Origin of the sequence: Caenispirillum bisanense (assembly GCF_900230255.1) — a bacterium.
GTDB lineage: Bacteria > Pseudomonadota > Alphaproteobacteria > Rhodospirillales > Rhodospirillaceae > Caenispirillum > Caenispirillum bisanense_A.
Genome location: NZ_OCNJ01000001.1, coordinates 238,507 through 255,705, shown reverse-complemented (window position 1 = coordinate 255,705; position 17,199 = coordinate 238,507). Strand labels below are relative to the sequence as shown.

Annotated in this window: 18 protein-coding genes; 5 read left to right on the top strand and 13 right to left on the bottom strand. The window is 69.1% G+C overall.

Features of this window, described 5'->3' with window-relative positions; genetic code table 11:
* The first annotated feature begins 105 nt into the window (after positions 1–105).
* Positions 106–327, top strand: a complete 222-nt coding sequence (locus CRP50_RS01285) for a hypothetical protein (RefSeq protein ID WP_097277161.1) — start codon at positions 106–108, stop codon at positions 325–327.
* A gap of 9 nt (positions 328–336) precedes the next feature.
* Here CRP50_RS01285 and CRP50_RS01280 read toward each other — a convergent pair whose 3' ends face one another.
* From CRP50_RS01280 to CRP50_RS01265, 4 genes are all read right to left on the bottom strand, one after another.
* Positions 337–831: a type II toxin-antitoxin system YhaV family toxin gene (locus CRP50_RS01280; RefSeq protein ID WP_097277754.1), complete on the bottom strand. Its 495-nt coding sequence runs from the start codon at positions 829–831 to the stop codon at positions 337–339.
* Positions 828–1,157: a type II toxin-antitoxin system PrlF family antitoxin gene (locus CRP50_RS01275; protein WP_097277160.1), complete on the bottom strand. Its 330-nt coding sequence runs from the start codon at positions 1,155–1,157 to the stop codon at positions 828–830. The genes CRP50_RS01280 and CRP50_RS01275 overlap by 4 nt, the downstream gene beginning before the upstream one ends.
* A 202-nt stretch (positions 1,158–1,359) precedes the next feature.
* Positions 1,360–2,562, bottom strand: a complete 1,203-nt coding sequence (locus CRP50_RS01270) for a pyridoxal phosphate-dependent aminotransferase (RefSeq protein ID WP_097277159.1) — start codon at positions 2,560–2,562, stop codon at positions 1,360–1,362.
* A 135-nt stretch (positions 2,563–2,697) separates the two neighbouring features.
* Positions 2,698–3,471, bottom strand: a complete 774-nt coding sequence (locus CRP50_RS01265) for a Crp/Fnr family transcriptional regulator (protein ID WP_245913327.1) — start codon at positions 3,469–3,471, stop codon at positions 2,698–2,700.
* Between the two features lie 119 nt (positions 3,472–3,590).
* On the opposite strand from CRP50_RS01265, the gene CRP50_RS01260 reads away from it, so the two are divergent.
* From CRP50_RS01260 to uvrB, 3 genes are all read left to right on the top strand, one after another.
* Positions 3,591–4,022 carry a DUF2141 domain-containing protein gene (locus CRP50_RS01260; RefSeq protein WP_097277158.1) on the top strand — a complete coding sequence of 144 codons (432 nt, stop codon included), beginning with the start codon at positions 3,591–3,593 and terminating at the stop codon, positions 4,020–4,022.
* A gap of 82 nt (positions 4,023–4,104) precedes the next feature.
* A complete protein-coding gene (locus CRP50_RS01255) occupies positions 4,105–4,590 on the top strand; it encodes a DUF2141 domain-containing protein (protein ID WP_097277157.1) in 486 nt (161 codons plus the stop codon).
* 67 nt (positions 4,591–4,657) lie between these two features.
* Positions 4,658–6,769 (top strand): excinuclease ABC subunit UvrB, encoded by a 2,112-nt coding sequence (uvrB, locus tag CRP50_RS01250; RefSeq protein WP_097277156.1) that lies wholly within the window; start codon positions 4,658–4,660, stop codon positions 6,767–6,769.
* A 42-nt stretch (positions 6,770–6,811) separates the two neighbouring features.
* Here the strand turns inward: uvrB and CRP50_RS01245 are convergent, their stop codons facing one another.
* From CRP50_RS01245 to CRP50_RS01220, 6 genes are all read right to left on the bottom strand, one after another.
* Positions 6,812–7,765 (bottom strand): MBL fold metallo-hydrolase, encoded by a 954-nt coding sequence (locus CRP50_RS01245; RefSeq protein WP_097277155.1) that lies wholly within the window; start codon positions 7,763–7,765, stop codon positions 6,812–6,814.
* Positions 7,766–8,326: 561 nt separating this feature from the next.
* Complete coding sequence (locus tag CRP50_RS01240; protein ID WP_322090840.1) at positions 8,327–9,028, bottom strand: ABC transporter ATP-binding protein; 702 nt, start codon at positions 9,026–9,028, stop codon at positions 8,327–8,329.
* A gap of 17 nt (positions 9,029–9,045) precedes the next feature.
* On the bottom strand, positions 9,046–9,807 hold the full coding sequence (locus CRP50_RS01235; protein WP_097277153.1) for an ABC transporter ATP-binding protein: 762 nt from the start codon (positions 9,805–9,807) through the stop codon (positions 9,046–9,048).
* Positions 9,804–10,739, bottom strand: coding sequence for a branched-chain amino acid ABC transporter permease (locus tag CRP50_RS01230; protein WP_097277752.1), 936 nt, complete (start codon positions 10,737–10,739; stop codon positions 9,804–9,806). Before CRP50_RS01230 ends, CRP50_RS01235 begins: the two co-directional genes overlap by 4 nt.
* Before the next feature lie 76 nt (positions 10,740–10,815).
* Positions 10,816–11,691 (bottom strand): branched-chain amino acid ABC transporter permease, encoded by an 876-nt coding sequence (locus tag CRP50_RS01225; protein ID WP_097277751.1) that lies wholly within the window; start codon positions 11,689–11,691, stop codon positions 10,816–10,818.
* 103 nt (positions 11,692–11,794) lie between these two features.
* Positions 11,795–12,967: an ABC transporter substrate-binding protein gene (locus CRP50_RS01220; RefSeq protein WP_176524974.1), complete on the bottom strand. Its 1,173-nt coding sequence runs from the start codon at positions 12,965–12,967 to the stop codon at positions 11,795–11,797.
* Positions 12,968–13,473: 506 nt separating this feature from the next.
* Here CRP50_RS01220 and paaX point away from each other — a divergent pair.
* Positions 13,474–14,427: a phenylacetic acid degradation operon negative regulatory protein PaaX gene (paaX, locus tag CRP50_RS01215; RefSeq protein ID WP_097277151.1), complete on the top strand. Its 954-nt coding sequence runs from the start codon at positions 13,474–13,476 to the stop codon at positions 14,425–14,427.
* A gap of 364 nt (positions 14,428–14,791) precedes the next feature.
* Here paaX and CRP50_RS01210 read toward each other — a convergent pair whose 3' ends face one another.
* The 3 genes from CRP50_RS01210 to CRP50_RS01200 all read right to left on the bottom strand — a co-directional run bounded on the left by CRP50_RS01210 (position 14,792) and on the right by CRP50_RS01200 (position 17,134).
* Entirely contained in the window at positions 14,792–15,358 is a 567-nt protein-coding gene (locus CRP50_RS01210) for a hemerythrin domain-containing protein (RefSeq protein ID WP_097277150.1), read from the bottom strand.
* A 109-nt stretch (positions 15,359–15,467) separates the two neighbouring features.
* Positions 15,468–16,115 carry a maleylacetoacetate isomerase gene (maiA, locus tag CRP50_RS01205; protein WP_097277149.1) on the bottom strand — a complete coding sequence of 216 codons (648 nt, stop codon included), beginning with the start codon at positions 16,113–16,115 and terminating at the stop codon, positions 15,468–15,470.
* A complete protein-coding gene (locus CRP50_RS01200) occupies positions 16,112–17,134 on the bottom strand; it encodes a fumarylacetoacetate hydrolase family protein (RefSeq protein WP_097277148.1) in 1,023 nt (340 codons plus the stop codon). Before CRP50_RS01200 ends, maiA begins: the two co-directional genes overlap by 4 nt.
* Positions 17,135–17,199: the final 65 nt, after the last annotated feature.

Genomic DNA, 17,199 nt, shown 5'->3' with positions numbered 1-17,199 from the left:
GCATCGGGCCATGCTGTGACGGGCGTCACTGCCGGCGGGCGCCCGCTTGTCCCCACATGGGCGGAAAGAGGAAGGCGTCCCCCCGCGTTCCCGTTGAGGACCTGCATGACCCCGAGCACCATCGACGCCCGCTGCGCCACCAAGCTGACGACTCGCAAGACCCTCGACCAGATCGAACACTGGCTCGAACGCTATTGCATGGGCGACTGGCAGGTGCAGGTGGAGGCCATCGCCGACGACCTGGTGACCAAGACGATCACCATCTACTTCTCGCGCGAGGACGACCGCGCGTCCTTCAAACGCGCCCTGCAGACGCGGTCGGTGTAGCGGTTCGGACTATTCCCGATCCGCCGCACCGGCGTTCTGCAGCGCCGCCTGTAGTTCGGATGGCAAATCCCCGGCGGCCGCCATGAGGTCGTTCCACGTGTCCGGCGGATTACCTCGATCCAGCATGCCTTTGAAGACAGTGTAGGGATCCGTCTTGCTGCCGCGCGCCCGCAACGTGGTCTCGTCGTTGACCCATGCGAAGATGATGATCCTGGCGCGGCTGTCGTAGCGGAAGAACAGACGGAAGCGCTGGCCGAACTTGGCCCGCGACCAATGGCGATACTCATCCCCCATGGTGTTGCCGATGCGACAGTTGGCATGGCCTGGGTCCTGAGGGATGGTCGACAAGACCAGCTTCGCGATGGCCGCCAGCACGCGAACGTTCGCATTGCGGCGATACCCGCTCGGGTCGTTGGCTCGCGCCCGCTGGAAGGCCTCGGCCAGGGCGCGGATCTGGCCGATCATCATGCCGTGGAACCGCAGTGTCCAGCCGTTGACCGTCAGAGACACACGTCGCCCTCGATAGGCTCGTCGAGATCCACGTCGACGTCGTGAAGGATGGTTTCGAGGGTCTGGAGCAGATCGTCGGGCAGGACACCGATGTTGCGGCCGGCGGCGACATCGTCGGCAATCAGCCGCAGGAAGGCGCCGATGGCCGGGTCGCGATGTTCCGCTTCGACTGGCTCGATGATGACGCGACGCCCCTCGGCGCGCACTACGACCTGTCCGCCGTCACGGACGCCGAGGATTTGCCGGACCGCCAAAGGCAAGGTGGTCTGCCCCTTGCGACTGACGGCACAGGTGCGTGCGATGACTGCGGGGTCACTCATGGCCGGGCTCCCAACTGACGACTCAAGAAGTAGGGAAAATTCCATACCTCGTCAAGATCGATCACCGATGCCCGGTTTGGCCTGATCGGCTGCCGCGCCGGAAAAGGCACAGCCAGCCTGGACTATCAATCCAGGCTGGCTGCGATTTCCACGCGGTCGGGTCACCGGCCTGCGGGGCTTTCCCGTTACCGGCGGACCGGTCTTACTTCAGGCCGGCGCAGAAGCGCTGGATGCGCGTGCAGGCTTCCGTCAGGGCCTTTTCGCTGGTGGCGTAGGAGATGCGGAAGTAGGGCGACAGGCCGAAGGCCACGCCCTGCACCACCGCCACGCCCTCGGCTTCCAGCAGGGCCTCGGCGAAGTCGCTGTCGGATTCGATCACGCGGCCGTCCGGCGTCTTCTTGCCGAGCACGCCGGCGCACGACGGGTAGACGTAGAAGGCGCCTTCCGGGGTGCGGCAGGTCAGGCCCTCGGCCTCGTTCAGCATCTTCACCACCAGGTCGCGGCGGGCGGCGAAGGCCGTGCGCCACTCGGCCAGGAAGTCCTGCGGGCCGTTGAGCGCTTCCACGGCGGCGGCCTGGCTGACCGAGCTGGTGTGGGTGCTCGACTGGCTCTGGATCTTGTTCATGGCCTTGATGAGGTCGGCCGGGCCGGCGGCATAGCCGACGCGCCAGCCGGTCATGCTGTAGGCCTTGGACACGCCGTTCAGCGTCAGCGTGCGGTCGTAGAGCTTGGGCTCGACCTGGGCGATGGTGGCGAACTCGAACCCGTCATAGACGAGGTGCTCGTACATGTCGTCGGTCATGATCCAGACGTGCGGGTGCTTCAGCAGCACGTCGGCCAGCGCCTTCAGGTCGGCGGCGGAATAGGCGGCGCCCGTCGGGTTGGACGGCGAGTTCAGCACCAGCCACTTGGTCTTCGGCGTGATGGCCTTCTCGAGCGCGTCCGGCGTCAGCTTGAAGCCCGAGTTGTCGCCGCATTCCACGAACACGGGCGTGCCGCCGGCCAGCAGCACGATGTCGGGGTAGCTGACCCAGTACGGCGCCGGGATGATGACCTCGTCACCCGCTTCCACGGTCGCCATGATGGCGTTGTAGATGGTCTGCTTGCCGCCGCAGCCGACGGTGATCTGGTCGGGCACGTACTTGAGGCCGTTCTCGCGCTCCAGCTTGGCGCAGATGGCCTTGCGCAGGGCGAGCGTGCCGGCGACCGCGGTGTACTTGGTCTCGCCGCGGTCGATGGCGGCCTTGGCGGCGGCCTTGACGTTGTCGGGGGTGTCGAAGTCGGGCTCGCCGGCGCCGAGGCCGATGACGTCGCGCCCGGCCGCTTTCAGCTCGGCGGCCTTCTGGGTCACCGCGATGGTCGGCGACGGCTTGATGGCGGACAGGCGCTTGGCGATGATCGACATGGTGTTCCCTCTGGCTGTCGAAAGGCTGCCGGAACGGCGGGCGAAAACGGTGCAGACACTACGACCGCCGCGGGCCGGGTGCAAGGCCCCGACGCGACGGACGCTACGTCAGCCGTCGTTGGCAGGCACGGCTCGTCAGCCGTCGATGTCCGCGATGGCGGCGAGGCCCGCCCGGTCCACCCGCACGTGGCGCGGGCCGACGTTCACCAACAGGCCGGCGCGGCGGAAGTCGGCGACGAGGCGACTCGCGGTTTCCTTGGTGATGCCGAGGATGGCGCCGACGTCGTCGCGCGACGGCAGTTCCACCGCCGGGCGGCCGGAGTTGGGCGGCAGCGCCGCCGTCTCCAGGTCGTGCAGGTCGCCGAGCAGCCGCGCCATGCGCTGGCGGGCGCTGCCGGTGGCGTAGTGGGTGAGCCAGACGTCGGCGTTGCGCACGGCGCGGTGCCAGTGGTGGATCATGCGCTCGGCCAGCCACGCCTGCTTTTCCATCACGAGGCGCACCACCGGCAGGGGCACGCGGCAGACCTCCACCTCCGTCAGGGCGACGGCGGTGTGGTCGCAGGCCGTCTCCAGCAGCGACTCCAGCGCCAGGATGTCGGTGCGCCGCGCCAGCCGCACGATGCGGTAGCTGCCGTCGGGCAGGTACTGCTCCAGCTTCACGACGCCGCGGCGGACGATGAACAGGGCGTTGGGCCAGTCGCCGCCGTCGTAGAGCCGCTGGCCGGCGGGCACCACCAGGTCGGGCACGCTCGGCGCGATGCGGTCCAGTTCGTCCAGCGGCAGGTCGACGAACAGCGCGTTGGCGCGGACCGTGCAGGCGCGGCAGCGGCCGGTGCGGCGGCAGCCCTCGGAACTGGAGCCGGTGGAGACGACGGCGGCGGGGAAGGCCTGGCGGGCCGGCTGCGGCATGGCGCGGAACTCCCTGTTGCGCGCGCCACCATAGCCGCCCGCGCGCGCCCTCGCCACACTGCTGCCATGGTCGCGATCGAAAAGAGGACACGCCACCCCTTTCGATAGACACCGCAGCCATGCCCCGCGCCGCCCACACCCTCGCCCTCGCCGCCTGCCTCGCGGTCGCCGCCGCGCCGTCCGCATGGGCCGCCGGCCTTACGGTGACGGTGGAAGGTGTCCGCGACGACCGGGGCGACCTGCGCATCGCCCTGTTCGACCGCCCGGAGACCTTCGGCGAGACGGGCAAGCAACGGACCCGGCTGGTGCTGCCGGCGGCCCCCGGCGAGGTGACGGCGGTGTTCGCCGATGTGGCGCCCGGCACCTATGCGGTCACCGTCTACCACGACGCCGACCGCAACGGAGAGCTGAACCGCGCCCTCGGCCTGCTGCCGAGCGAGGGCTGGGGCGTCTCCAACAGCGCCGGCCCGCTCAGCCGCCCGCGGTGGGAAACGGCGTCGTTCAGTGTGCCGGAGGCCGGCGCCACGGTGCGCATCCGCCTGCACTACTGACGCCTCTGCCATACTCTCGCCACGGTTCGGGGGCATCACACGGGCCGTTCCCCGCCCTGCCACCCGACGTGACGCGCCGCCCATGTTCCGCTGCCGGATCCCCCTCCGTCCGCTCGCCCTGACGGCCATCCTCGCCGTCGCCGCCCCGGTCGTCCCCGCCATCGCCGCCGCCGATCAGTCGGCGTCGTTGAGCGACGGCGTGCGCCTCAAGGTGCGGGCCGAGCATGTGGAGAGCGATCGCGGCATGGTGCGCGTCGCCCTGTTCGAAAGCCCCGAGTCGTTCGAAAAGCCCGACGGCACCGCCCCCACCCAGGTGCAGGACCTGCCGGCGGCGCCGGGCCGCGTCACCGCCGTGTTCGACGGGCTGGAGCCGGGCCGCCGCTACGCCGTGCGCGTGCTGCACGACGAAAACGGCAACGGCCGGCTGGACCGGGCGCTCGGGTTCTTCGTCATCGAGGGCGAGGGCGTCTCCAACGCCGCCGATCCGCGCCACGCCGCCTTCGACGAGGCCGCCTTCGCGGCGCCGGAAAACGGTGCCATGGTCATCACGGTGCCGCTCCGCTATTGATCGCGGCGGCCGTTCGGTCCACCTTGGCGGTCGTGAACAATGACCGAACGAAGGGTGCCCGCCCGTCATGACCGTCGTCCTGCCCATGTACGAGCGCCCGGCCGCCGGGCCGCGTGCCGAGTTCCGCCTCGCCTCCGACTACACCCCCGCCGGCGACCAGCCGCAGGCCATCGCCGAGCTGACGGCGGGCATCGGGGAGGCCGAGCGCAACCAGGTGCTGCTGGGCGTCACGGGCTCGGGCAAGACCTTCACCATGGCATCGGTGATCGCCGAGACGGGCCGCCCGGCGCTGGTGCTGGCGCCCAACAAGACGCTGGCGGCGCAGCTCTACGGCGAGATGAAGGCCTTCTTCCCCGACAACGCCGTCGAATACTTCGTGTCCTACTACGACTACTACCAGCCCGAGGCCTACGTGCCGCGGACGGACACCTACATCGAGAAGGACGCGAGCATCAACGAGCAGATCGACCGCATGCGCCACGCCGCCACCCGCGCGGTGCTGGAGCGGCGCGACGTCATCATCGTCGCGTCGGTGTCGTGCATCTACGGCCTGGGCTCGGTGGAAAGCTACTCGCGCATGACCATCAAGCTTGCCGTCGAGCAGACGCTCGACCGCAAGGACTTCATCAAGCGACTGGTGGAACTGCAGTACAAGCGCAACGACGCCGCCTTCTCGCGCGGCGCCTTCCGGGTGCGCGGCGACGTGATCGAGGTCTTCCCCGCCCACTACGAGGACCGCGCCTGGCGCGTCTCGCTGTTCGGCGACGAGATCGAGGCGCTGACCGAGTTCGATCCCCTCACGGGGGAGAAGTGCGGCAGCATGACGCAGCTGACCATCTATCCCAACAGCCACCACGTCACCCCCCGCCCCGCCCTGTCGCAGGCCATCAAGGGCATCAAGGCGGAGCTGAAGGCGCGGCTGGAGGAACTCACCAGCGCCGGCAAGCTGCTAGAGGCGCAGCGCCTGGAACAGCGCACCACCTTCGACCTGGAGATGATGGAAAGCACCGGGCACTGCAAAGGCATCGAGAACTACAGCCGCTTCCTCACCGGCCGCAGCCCCGGCGAGCCGCCGCCGACGCTGTTCGAGTACCTGCCGGAAGACGCGCTGTGCTTCGTCGACGAAAGCCACGTCACCGTGCCGCAGATCGGCGGCATGTTCCGCGGCGACTACGCCCGCAAGCACACCCTGTCGGAGTTCGGCTTCCGCCTGCCGTCGTGCAAGGACAACCGGCCGCTCAAGTTCGAGGAATGGGACACCATGCGGCCGCAGACGGTGTTCGTCTCGGCCACCCCCGGCCCGTGGGAACTGGAGCAGACCGGCGGCGTCTTCACCGAACAGGTGATCCGCCCGACGGGCCTCATCGACCCCGTCTGCACCATCCGCCCGGTCGAGAAACAGGTCGACGACCTGCTGTACGAGGCGCGCCAGTGCGCCGCCAAGGGCCAGCGCGTGCTGGTCACCACCCTGACCAAGCGCATGGCGGAAGACCTGACGGAATACCTCGGCGAGCAGGGCGTGCGGGTGCGCTACATGCACTCCGACATCGACACGCTGGAGCGCATCGAGATCATCCGCGACCTGCGCCTCGGCGCCTTCGACGTGCTGGTCGGCATCAACCTGCTGCGCGAGGGGCTCGACATCCCGGAATGCGCCCTGGTGGCGATCCTCGATGCCGACAAGGAAGGCTTCCTGCGCTCCAAGACCTCGCTGATCCAGACCATCGGCCGCGCGGCGCGCAACGTGGAGGGCCGCGTCATCCTCTACGCCGACAAGATGACCGACAGCCTGGAATGGGCCATCAACGAGACCAACCGCCGTCGCGAGAAGCAGCAGGCCTACAACGCCGCCCACGGCATCACGCCGGAATCGGTGAAGGCGCGCATTTCCGACGTGCTGTCGGACGTGTCGGAACACGATTACGTCACGGTGTCGACGGGCGACCCGGACATGCCACACATGGTCGGCCACAACCTGCGCGCCACCATCGACGACATGCGCAAGCGCATGGTCGCCGCCGCCGCCGACCTGGAGTTCGAGGAAGCGGCCCGCCTGCGCGACGAGATCAAGCGGCTGGAGGCGAGCGAGCTGGAACTGCCCACCGCCCCCAATCCGCCCTCCACCCGCCGCGGCATGCCGCAGAAGATGCAGAAGCCGCCCAAGAAGCGCCGGCGCTGAGGCCGGCGCGGTCCCGGGCGGCGGGGCGGTCTGCGGGCCGGCTCAGGCTTCGGCCATCGCCCAGATTTCCTTGTCGCGCTCGGCCGTCCAGATGTTGGGACGGTCGAGGCCCTGCGCCTCGTCCACGGCGCGGGCGACGTCGAACGGCATGCAGTGGTCGTAGATGACCCAGTGGCCGTACTTCGGGTCCATCTTCTCGCGCGCCATGCGATAGATCTGCTGCAGGTCCTTGCCTTCCTTCACGCCCTGCTGCGCCGTCTCGAACAGGTCGGTCAGGAAGGCCTGGGTGCCGGCCATGGCCTCGTCGCACTGCTCGGGGCTGTGCAGGGCGTCGCCGCGGCCGGGAACCAGCTTGGCGGGCTTCAGGTCGCGCAGGGCCTGCAGGGTGTGCGGCCAGTCGCGCAGGTGGGCGTCGCCGGTGTAGGGGGTGGCGCCGTACTCCACCAGGTCGCCGGCGTAGAGGATCTTCTGGTCGGGCAGCCAGGCGATGGTGTCGCCCTGGGTGTGGCCGCGGCCGGGGTTCCAGATCTCCACCCGCTGGTTGCCGAGGTCGACGGTGATCTTGCCGTCGAACACCACCGTCGGCCAGGTCAGGCTCTTGATGGTCTCGTGGCCCTGGAACAGGCGCGGGAAGCGGCCGAACTCGCTCTCCCAGTCCTGCTGGCCACGCTCGACGATCATCTCGTGGGTGCGCTTGGACGCGATGACCGTGTGCGCCTCGTAGGCCGCTGCGCCGAGCACGCGCACCGCGTGATAGTGGGTCATGAGGATGTGGGTGATGGGCTTGTCGGTCACCTTGCGGATTTCCGCGATCACCTTCTGCGCCATGAGCGGCGTCGCCTGGGTGTCGATGACCATGACGCCGGTATCGCCGACGATGACGCCCGTGTTGGGGTCCCCCTCGGCGGTGAAGGCATAGGCACCCCGGCCCAGTTCGGCGAAGGTGATGGTCTTCTCGCCGAGGTCGCCGGTGGAGGCGAAGGTCTTGGGGGTCATCGGTTGGTCTCCTGTGTCGTCGAGGACGTGTCTTGGTGGCGGCGGTGGGCGTGTACGGGGGCCGTGGGCGGCGGTGGCGCCCGGCCCGTCCCGCACCCTGCCCGGCCCTTTTCTTTTGTGTCATGCCCGGCCTCGAGCCGGGCGTCCACGGCGCCCCGGACAGATGCCGTGGAGGGCAGCGCCCCTCTGGCCGACGGCGGTGACGCCGTGGATGGCCGGGTCGGGGCCCGGCCATGACAGGGGGGAGAGGGCGGTGCCGGGCGTGGACGGCAGGGGCGAGGCGCGTGAGCGGATGGCGCCCGGCACCCGACCCGGCCCTCCTTTTCTGTGTCATGCCCGGCCTCGAGCCGGGCATCCACGGCTCCCCGGACGGGGGCCGTGGAGGGCAGCGCCCCTCTGGCCGACGGCGGTGACGCCGTGGATGGCCGGGTCGGGGCCCGGCCATGACAGGGGGGAAAGAGCGGAGCCCGGCGCGGCGGCAAGGGGCGCGGTGCGTCAACCGCCGACGCCCGCCCCTTCATGCACCCCGCCCGCCCCTCTCCGCCATACACCGCCATCCCGTCACAGCCCAAGGTAGGCCGCCTTCACCTTGTCGTCGGCGAGCAGCGCCTCGCCGGTGTCGGTCAGCACGATGCTGCCCGTCTCGATCACGTAGCCGCGGTCGGCGATGGCCAGCGCCGAGAAGGCGTTCTGCTCCACCAGCAGGATGGTGGTGCCCTGCTCGCGCAGCATCTGCACGATGTTGAAGATCTCGCCCACCAGCAACGGCGCGAGGCCCATGCTGGGTTCGTCGAGCAGCAGCAGCCGCGGGTGGGCCATCAGCGCGCGGCCCATGGCCAGCATCTGCTGCTGGCCGCCCGACAGGGTGCCGGCGGCCTCGTTCCGCTTCTTCTTCAGGATCGGGAAGGTGTCGTAGACCTTCTCCAGGTCCGCCTCCACGTCCTTGCCCTTGCGGCGGAAGGCGCCGAGGCGAAGGTTGTCTTCCACCGCCAGCGGGCCGAACACCTGGCGCCCTTCCGGCACCTGGCAGATGCCCATTTCCACCCGCTTTTCCGGCTTGGCACGGCCGATGTCGACGCCGTCGAAGCGGATGGTGCCGGCGCTGGCCGGCTGCACGCCCGACAGCGCCCGCAGGAAGGTGGTCTTGCCCGCCCCGTTGGCGCCCACCAGGGCCACCAACTCGCCTTCCTTCACCTGGATGTCGATGCCGTGCAGGGCCTCGATACGGCCGTAGGCGCTCTTCAGTCCGGTCACTTCCAGCAGCATAAAGGGCGTCTCCGTCAGGCGGCGTGGCCGAGATAGGCGGCGATGACGTCGGGGTTCTGGCGCACTTCCTGCGGCGTGCCCTCGGTGAGCTTGCGGCCGTAGTCGAGCACCAGGATGTGGTCGGAGATTTCCATGACCATCTTCATGTCGTGCTCCACCAGCACCACGGTCACGCCGCGCGCCGCCACCTTCTTGATGACCTCGTCGATCTCGCGGCTTTCGGAATCGTTGAGGCCGGCGGCCGGCTCGTCGAGCAGCAGCAGGCGCGGCTCGGCCGCCAGCGCGCGGGCGATCTCCAGGCGCTTGAGGGCGCCGTAGGGCATGGCGTCGGCGTCCCAGTCCCAGTACTTCTCCAGGCCGACGAAGGCCATCAGCTCGCGGCACTGGTCCTCCGCCGCGCGGTCGGCGCGGCCGATGCGCGGCAGGCGGAACAGCGACGGCAGCAGGCGCCCGTCCAGGTGCAGGTGACGGCCGACCATGACGTTCTCCAGCGCCGTCATGTTGTGGCAGATCTGCAGGTTCTGGAAGGTGCGCGACATGCCCATGCGCGCCAGCTCGAAGGGCTTCTTGCCCGTCACCGGCTTGCCGTCGAAGCGGATCTCGCCCCAGCTCGGCACGTAGACGCCGGTGATGAGGTTGAACAGGGTCGTCTTGCCGGCCCCGTTGGGGCCGATGATGGAGTGGATGACGCCCGGCCCGATGTCGAACGACAGGTCGTCGATGGCGCGCACCCCGCCGAAATCCTTGGACAGCTTGGAGACCTGCAGCAGGCTCATCGGTCGCCTCCGCGCTTCAGAAGGGCCGCCAGGCTGGGGACGATGCCCTTGGGCAGGAAGATCATCACCAGCATGAGGATCAGGCCGAAGATCAGGTGCTCGTAGTCTTCCAGGAAGGTGAGGAACTGCGGCAGCGCCGTCAGGATCGCCGCGCCCACGACGGCGCCGAAGGTCGACGCCATGCCGCCCAGCACCACCATGATGACCAGCTCCACCGAGTGGAAGAAGCTCGCCTCGTTGGGGCTCAGGAACATGATGTAGTGCGCTTCGAGCGAGCCGACGACGGAGGCGAAGACCGCCGAGACCACGAAGACCAGCACCTTGTAGCGGGTGGTGTCGACGCCCACCACCTCGGCCGCCACCTCCGACCCGTGCACGGCGCGCAGCGCCCGGCCGACCGGGCTGTCGATGATGTTGAGCGACAGCCACACCGCCACGAACAGCAGCCCGCCCACCAGCCAGTACCACTGCCACGCCTTGGCGAAGGTGAAGCCGAACACGCTGAACGGGTCGACGATCATGCCGTCGGGGCCGCCCGTCAGCTGCGCTTCCTGGTTCAGCACGATGGAGATGATGATGCCGAGGCCGAGCGTCGCCATGGCGAGGTAGTGGCCCTTCAGGCGCAGCACCGGGCGTGCCACCACGAAGGCCAGCAGGCCGACCACCGCCGCCGCCAGCACCAGCGACAGCACCGGCGGCCACCCCAGCTTGGTGACCGTGATGGCCGAGAAATAGGCGCCGAGGCCGAGGAAGCCCGCGTGCCCGAGCGAGATCTGCCCGGCATAGCCGATCAGCAGGTTCAGGCCGACGACGACGATGGCGTTGAAGCCGATCTTGATGGCGACGTCGTATTGGAAGTTGTTCTGCAGGAACAGCGGCAGCAGGCAGATCACGACCGCCAGCACCAGCAGGCCGCCGGTGCGCGGCCGCATGAGGCGGGCGCCGAGGCCGGTGTCGCGCCGGCGCGCCACGCCGCCGCCGCCCAGGGTGGGTTCAGCCTTGGTCATGTCAGACACGGTCCGTCCCCCGCTTTCCGAACAGGCCGCTCGGCATGAAGAACAGGGCGAGCAGGATGATGACGAAGGCCATGGCATCCTTGTACTCGGAGGAGATGTAGCCGGCCCCGAAGGCCTCGACGATGCCGAGGATCAGGCCGCCCGCGACGGCCCCGAACGGGCTGCCGAGGCCGCCCAGGATGGCGGCGGAGAAACCCTTCAGGCCGAGCATGATGCCGACCTCGAAGTTGGTCGAGGTGATGGGCGTGATGAGCACGCCGGCGATGGCCCCCAGCGCCGCCGACAGGCCGAACGAGATGAGCAGCACCAGATTGGTGTTGATGCCCACCAGCTTGGCCGCCAGCGGGTTGACGCTGGTCGCCAGGATCGCCTTGCCCCAGAGCGTGCGGTTGAAGAACCACTGCAGCACCAGCACGATGGCGACGGTGACGCCGAGCACCCAGAGCGTCTGCGGCGTGATGGTGGCGCCCAGCACGTTGATCGGCGCATCGCCCGTGAAGGCCGGCAGGGTGTGGAACTGCTTGTCGAAGATCACCTGCGCGGCGCCGCGGATGACGATGGAGGCGCCGATGGTGATGATGATGAGCGTCACCACCGAGGCGTTCTTGGTCTGCTCCACCGCCAGCTTTTCCAGCGCCAGGCCGACCACGGCGGTGGCGGCCACCGCCAGCAGAACGGCGACGGGCAGCGGCACCCCGGCGGCCGACAGGAACACCGTCGACATGCCGCCCAGCATGACGAACTCGCCCTGGGCGAAGTTGATGACGTGGCTCGCGTTGTAGATCAGCGCGAAGCCGAGGCCGACCAGGGCGTAGATGGCGCCGCTGGTGAGGCCGGAAAACAGGTACTGCATGAACTCGCCGAGCATGTCGTCGTCCTGCCGTGCCATTGGGAGGGCGGGAGCCGTCCCCGGCCCCGGCCGCGGCGGGCGCGGCGGGGTCCGGGGCGGCGGACGCGGAGCCGGATGCGGCTTACTGGATCAGGGCCCAGTCGCCGTTCTTGATCTCCAGCATGCGGAAGGCGTCCAGCGTCAGGCCCAGGTGGTCGGCGGCCGAGAAGGTGACCTCGCCGCCGGTGCCCATGTAGCCCTTGGTCTGCTCCAGCGCGTCGCGCACGGCGGCCTTGTCGGTGGAGCCGGCGCGCTTCATGGCGTCGGTGATGAGCATCAGGCCGTCGTAGGCATGGCCGCCGAAGGTGGAGACCGAGCCGGCGCCGTGCTTGCCCTCGTAGGCCTGCTTGTAGGCGACGACGACGGGCTTCTGCGGGTCGCTGTCGGGCAGCTTCTCGGCCACCAGCAGGGCGGCCGCGGGCAGGCGGACGCCCTCGGCGGCGTCACCGGCCAGCTCGATGAACTGCTTGGAGGCGACACCGTGCGACTGGTACAGCGGCGCGGCGATCTGCAGCTGGCGGTAGTTCTTGGTCACGATGGCCGGGCCCTGGCCGAAGCCGGGGTTCAGCACGGCCTGCACGCCGTCGGTGTTCTTGATCTTGGTCAGCTGGGCCGTCATGTCGGTATCCTTCGGCCCGTAGGTCTCGTCGGCCAGGATCTCGATGCCGTACTTGCCGGCCACGCCCTTGCACTCCGCCTGCATGGAGGCGCCGAAGCCGTCGGTGCCCGAGATCATGGCGATCTTGGTGGTGCCCTGGGCCTTCATGTCCTCGAAGATCTTCTCGCAGGCCATGGTGTCGGTGTGGGGGGTCTTGAACACCCACTTCTGCACCGGGTCGACGATCTTCTTGGAGCCGGCGAAGGAGATGAACGGCATCTCGGCGCGCTCCATCAGCGGCATGACCGCGAGGCTCTCGCCCGACGAGGTGCCGCCGATGATGACGTCCACCTCGTCCTGGTCGATCAGGCGCTTGACGAAGGTGACGGCCTTGTTGGGGTCGCCGCCGGTGTCGTAGTGCACCAGCTCCAGCGGCCGGCCGAGCACTCCGCCCTCGGCGTTCATGCTGTCGATGTACATCTGCAGCGTCTTCAGCTCGGGATCGCCGAGGAAGGACGCCGGGCCGGTGACGGCCAGGAACGTGCCGATCTTGATGGGCTCGGCGGCCGTGGCGGCACCGCCGGGCAGCGCCGCGGCGGTCAGGCCGAAGGCCGCGGCGGCGGCCAGCACCATGCGTCGGGTGAGACGGACGGACATTCGTAACCTCCCTGTTGCCGAGCCCTGCGGGTCGCGTGCGGGCCCGTGGTCTTGGTTCTTTGCTCGATGCGCGGCGCCGTCGGGTCTGTCGCCCGGTTCTGGTGGCGCCGGCTGGCGGTAACGTCACTGCGGCGGCGGTGGACGTATCCGCCAGACCGTTACATATGAAACCATTAACCCGTCGCCGCAGCCCGTGAAACCCTTCTTTTGAATAACCACAAGTCAAAGTGGGTCACAGGCCGCAGAAGAGACGAGCCCCGGGACCGGCCCGGCCCGCGGAGCTCGCGACGGTGACACCCCCGCGCGGACGGGCCTGCTTGACCCTCGCGGAAAAGTGACACAGAATTACCTCACATCAATGAGCTTAGTGTAACGCTTTTCCGGCTGTCAAACCGAATCTCGGGCCGGCGCATCGCACTGGCGCCGCGGGGCCGCCCGGACTACCTTCGGCGGCCGGGGCCGCGGGGCGCGGCAGGGACACGGGAACAAGGGGACCAGGGACGGGCATGGGACGCAGCAAGCGGATCGAGGATCTCACCCGCGGCCTGCTGGACGGCACGACGCTGCGCGCCAAGTCGCTCATCGTCACCGTCTACGGCGACGCGATCCTGCCGCACGGCGGCAGCGTGTGGCTCGGCAGCCTCATCAATCTGGTGGAGCCCTTCGGCCTGGGCGAGCGCATGGTGCGCACCGCCGTGTTCCGCCTGACCAAGGACACCTGGCTGGAGGCGACCCAGATCGGCCGCCGCAGCTACTACGCCGCCACCGATTCGGCGCGCCTGCGTTTCGGGGCCGCCCACCGCCGCATCTACGCCGCGCCGCACCAGCCGTGGGACCGCGAGTGGGTGCTGGTTCACACCAATTGCGGCGGCCTGGAGCCCGACGTGCGCGAGGCGCTGCGCCGCGACCTGACGTGGCAGGGCTTCGGCACCCTGGCGCCGCACGTGCTCGCCCACCCGGCGGCCGACGAGGATGCGCTCGAGATGGCGCTGCGCGAACACGACGCCCTCGACAAGGTGGTGGTGCTGCGCGCCGCCGCCCATCGCCTGACCGGGCCGGGCGGCTTCAAGGCCCTGGTGCGGGCGTGCTGGGACCTGGACCAGCTGAAGACCGACTACGACGCCTTCCTCGACCGCTTCCGGCCGCTGTTGCGGGCGCTCGACGCCGAAGGCCAGCCGGACCCGCAGGACGCCTTCGTGCTGCGCACCCTGCTGATCCACGACTACCGCCGCATCCTGCTGCGCGATCCCATGCTCCCCGACGAGGTCCTGCCGCCCCACTGGCCGGGCACGGCGGCGCGGCTGCTGTGCCGCAACCTGTACCGGGTGGTGCAGGACCCGGCCGAACGCCACCTGATGGCGACCCTGGAAACCGCCGACGGCCCGCTGCCCGCCGCCCTCCCCTACTTCCGCGACCGCTTCGGCGGCCTGATCGACGAGGTGCCGGCGGTGGCGGAGTGAGGGGGTAAGGCACAGGGGTTAGATGAAGAAAGGCCGGGCCTAGGCGAGTCTCACGCCTTGGCGCCCCCTTGGAACATAGGCGCGACCGCAATTAGACCGCCAAGCACTGCGCCAAAAATCCCCCAGCCTTGGCTTGCCAGTGATCCCAGGGCGAATCCGACCCCGCCACCGATGAGCAGCAGAATCAGACCATTAATCCCCATTCGCTGGAAGGCAGCGACAGCAACCATCAGCGCGAAGACAGCACCAATTACACCAGCCACAGCAGCCCTCGAAAAAAGCGTCAGTTGATCGGACGCTCAATAGCACCCCCTAATTACAATCGCAACAGGCGCGTGGGAGAGACCTAGCAACCCACCCGCCCTCACCCACCCACGCCGTAAGGCGCCGGGGCCTCGTTCACCAGCCGGCTATAGAGGCGGCGCATGTCTTCCTTCGCGTCCGTGCTGAACAGCGGGTCGCGGTTGTCGGCGAAGGCGGCGTCGATCTCGGCCCAGTCCTCGGCCGACAGCACCTGCTGGGCCATGGGCATGACGATCGCCTCTTCCTTCTGCATGTGCTTGATGAGGAACTTGAGGTACTGCGCCGCCTTGTCCCGCAACTCGTCGGCCGATCCCGGCTCGCCGCGTTCGCAGGCGGCCAGCGTGTCCTTGAAGCGCGCCAGGGCACCGGGGCAGCCGGCGTGTTCCGACTCCAGTTCCTCGATGATCGCCTCCGCCGTGCGGTCGCGGCGACGCAAGGCGGCGAAGAGGTAGCGGTCTTCCTTGGGGTGGTGGTAGCGGTCGGTGAAGGTGTCGATGTACTCGATCACGTGCCGCACGAAGGCCAGATCCGGCGTCTCCCGCGCGTCGTGCAGCACGGCGTCGAGCATGCTGGCGACGCGGAACAGGTTGCGGTGTTCCTGCCGGATGATCTGAAGTGCCTGGCTCATGGCCCCTGCCGTCCCCATCCCTGTGGTGCCCGCTTCGGCACCTTATGGTTCATTCCAACGCGCTGTGCGCGCCACATTGTATCACTTTCGCCGGGGCGCGCGACAGGCGTCAGACGGCGTCCGGCTGCTGTTCCGGCGCCGCCGCGGCGAAGGCGGGCAATTCCCGACATGCGGAGTCGATGCGGACCAGCGTCGGATAGGGCGCCAGGTCCACCTCGAAGCGCCGGGCATTGTAGAGCTGCGGCACCAGGCAGACGTCGGCCAGCGTCGGCGAGTCGCCCTGCACGAAGCGGCCGGTGCCCGGATGCCCGGCCACCAGCGCCTCCAGCTGCGCCAGCCCGACCGTCGTCCAGTGGCGGTACCACGCCAGCTTGTCGGCATCCGACAGGCCCATGGCGCCGGTCAGGTGCGACAGCACCCGCAGGTTGGTGAGCGGATGGATCTCGCAGCCGATGGCGAGTGCGAAGGCCCGTACCCGCGCGCGTGCCTCCGAATCGGGCGGCAGCAGCGGCGGGCGGGGGTGGCGTTCCTCCAGCCATTCGCAGATGGCGAGCGACTGGGTGAGCACCGCCCCGCCGTCGGTCACCAGCGTCGGCACCGCCTCCTGCGGGTTGAGCGCCTTGTACTCCGGCCGGTGGTGCTCGCCGCCGTCGCGCACCAGGTGCACCGGCACGTGCTCGGCGGTCAGGCCCTTCAGGTTCAGCGCGATGCGCACCCGATAGGCGGTCGACGAGCGCCAGTAGCCGTAGAGCTTCATGCCCCGCTCCCCTCGTAGCGCCGCACCTCCTGCTCAATGGCGCCGAAGATGCTGGCGCCGGCGGCGTCGAACATCTCGATGCGGATGCGGTCGCCGAACTTCATGAAGCCGGTGGCCGGCTTGCCGTCGCGGATGGTTTCGATCATGCGCACTTCGGCGATGCAGGAATAGCCGACGCCGCCCTCGGCGATGGAGGTGCCGTGGTCGGTGCCCTGCTTGTTGGACACCGTGCCCGAGCCGATGATCGCCCCGGCGCCGAGCGGCCGGGTCTTCGCCGCATGGGCGACCAGCTTCGGGAAGTTGAAGGTCATGTCGGTGCCGGCGTCGGGCTCGCCGAACTTCTGGCCGTTGAGGTGGCTGACCAGCGGCCGGCAGACCTTGCCGTCGCGCCACGCCTCGCCCAACTCGTCGGGCGTCACGGCCACCGGCGAGAAGGCGCTCGACGGCTTGGACTGGAAGAAGCCGAAGCCCTTGGCGAGCTCGCCGGGGATGAGGCCGCGCAAGGACACGTCGTTGACCAGCATCACCAGCCGGATGGCATCGGCCGCCTGCGCCTCGGACGCGCCCATGGGGACGTCGCCGGTGACCACCGCCACCTCGCCCTCGAAGTCGATGCCCCAGGCTTCGTCGGCCATGACGATGGGGTCGTGCGGCGCGAGGAAGGCGTCGGAGCCGCCCTGGTACATGAGCGGGTCGGTCCAGAAGCTCTCCGGCATCTCCGCCCCGCGCGCCTTGCGCACCAGCTCCACGTGGTTGACGTAGGCCGAGCCGTCGGCCCACTGGTAGGCGCGCGGCAGGGGGCTGGCGCAGGCGGTCTGGTCGAAGGGCAGCGCTTCCGCCACCTTGCCGGCGTTGAGCGCGTCGTAGCGGGTGCGCAACGGCCCCTCCACCTGCTCCCACCGGTCGAGGGCGTCCTGCAGGGTGGCCGCGATGTCGGTCGGCGCCGTGCACAAGGTCAGGCCGCGCGAGACGATCACGAGCCGGCCGTCGCGGCCGTCCTTCAGGCTGGCGAGTTTCATGGGGGCTTTTTCTCCCTAGTGGTCTTGTTTTCTGGTGATCGTCACCGATCACCAGGGTCCCTCAG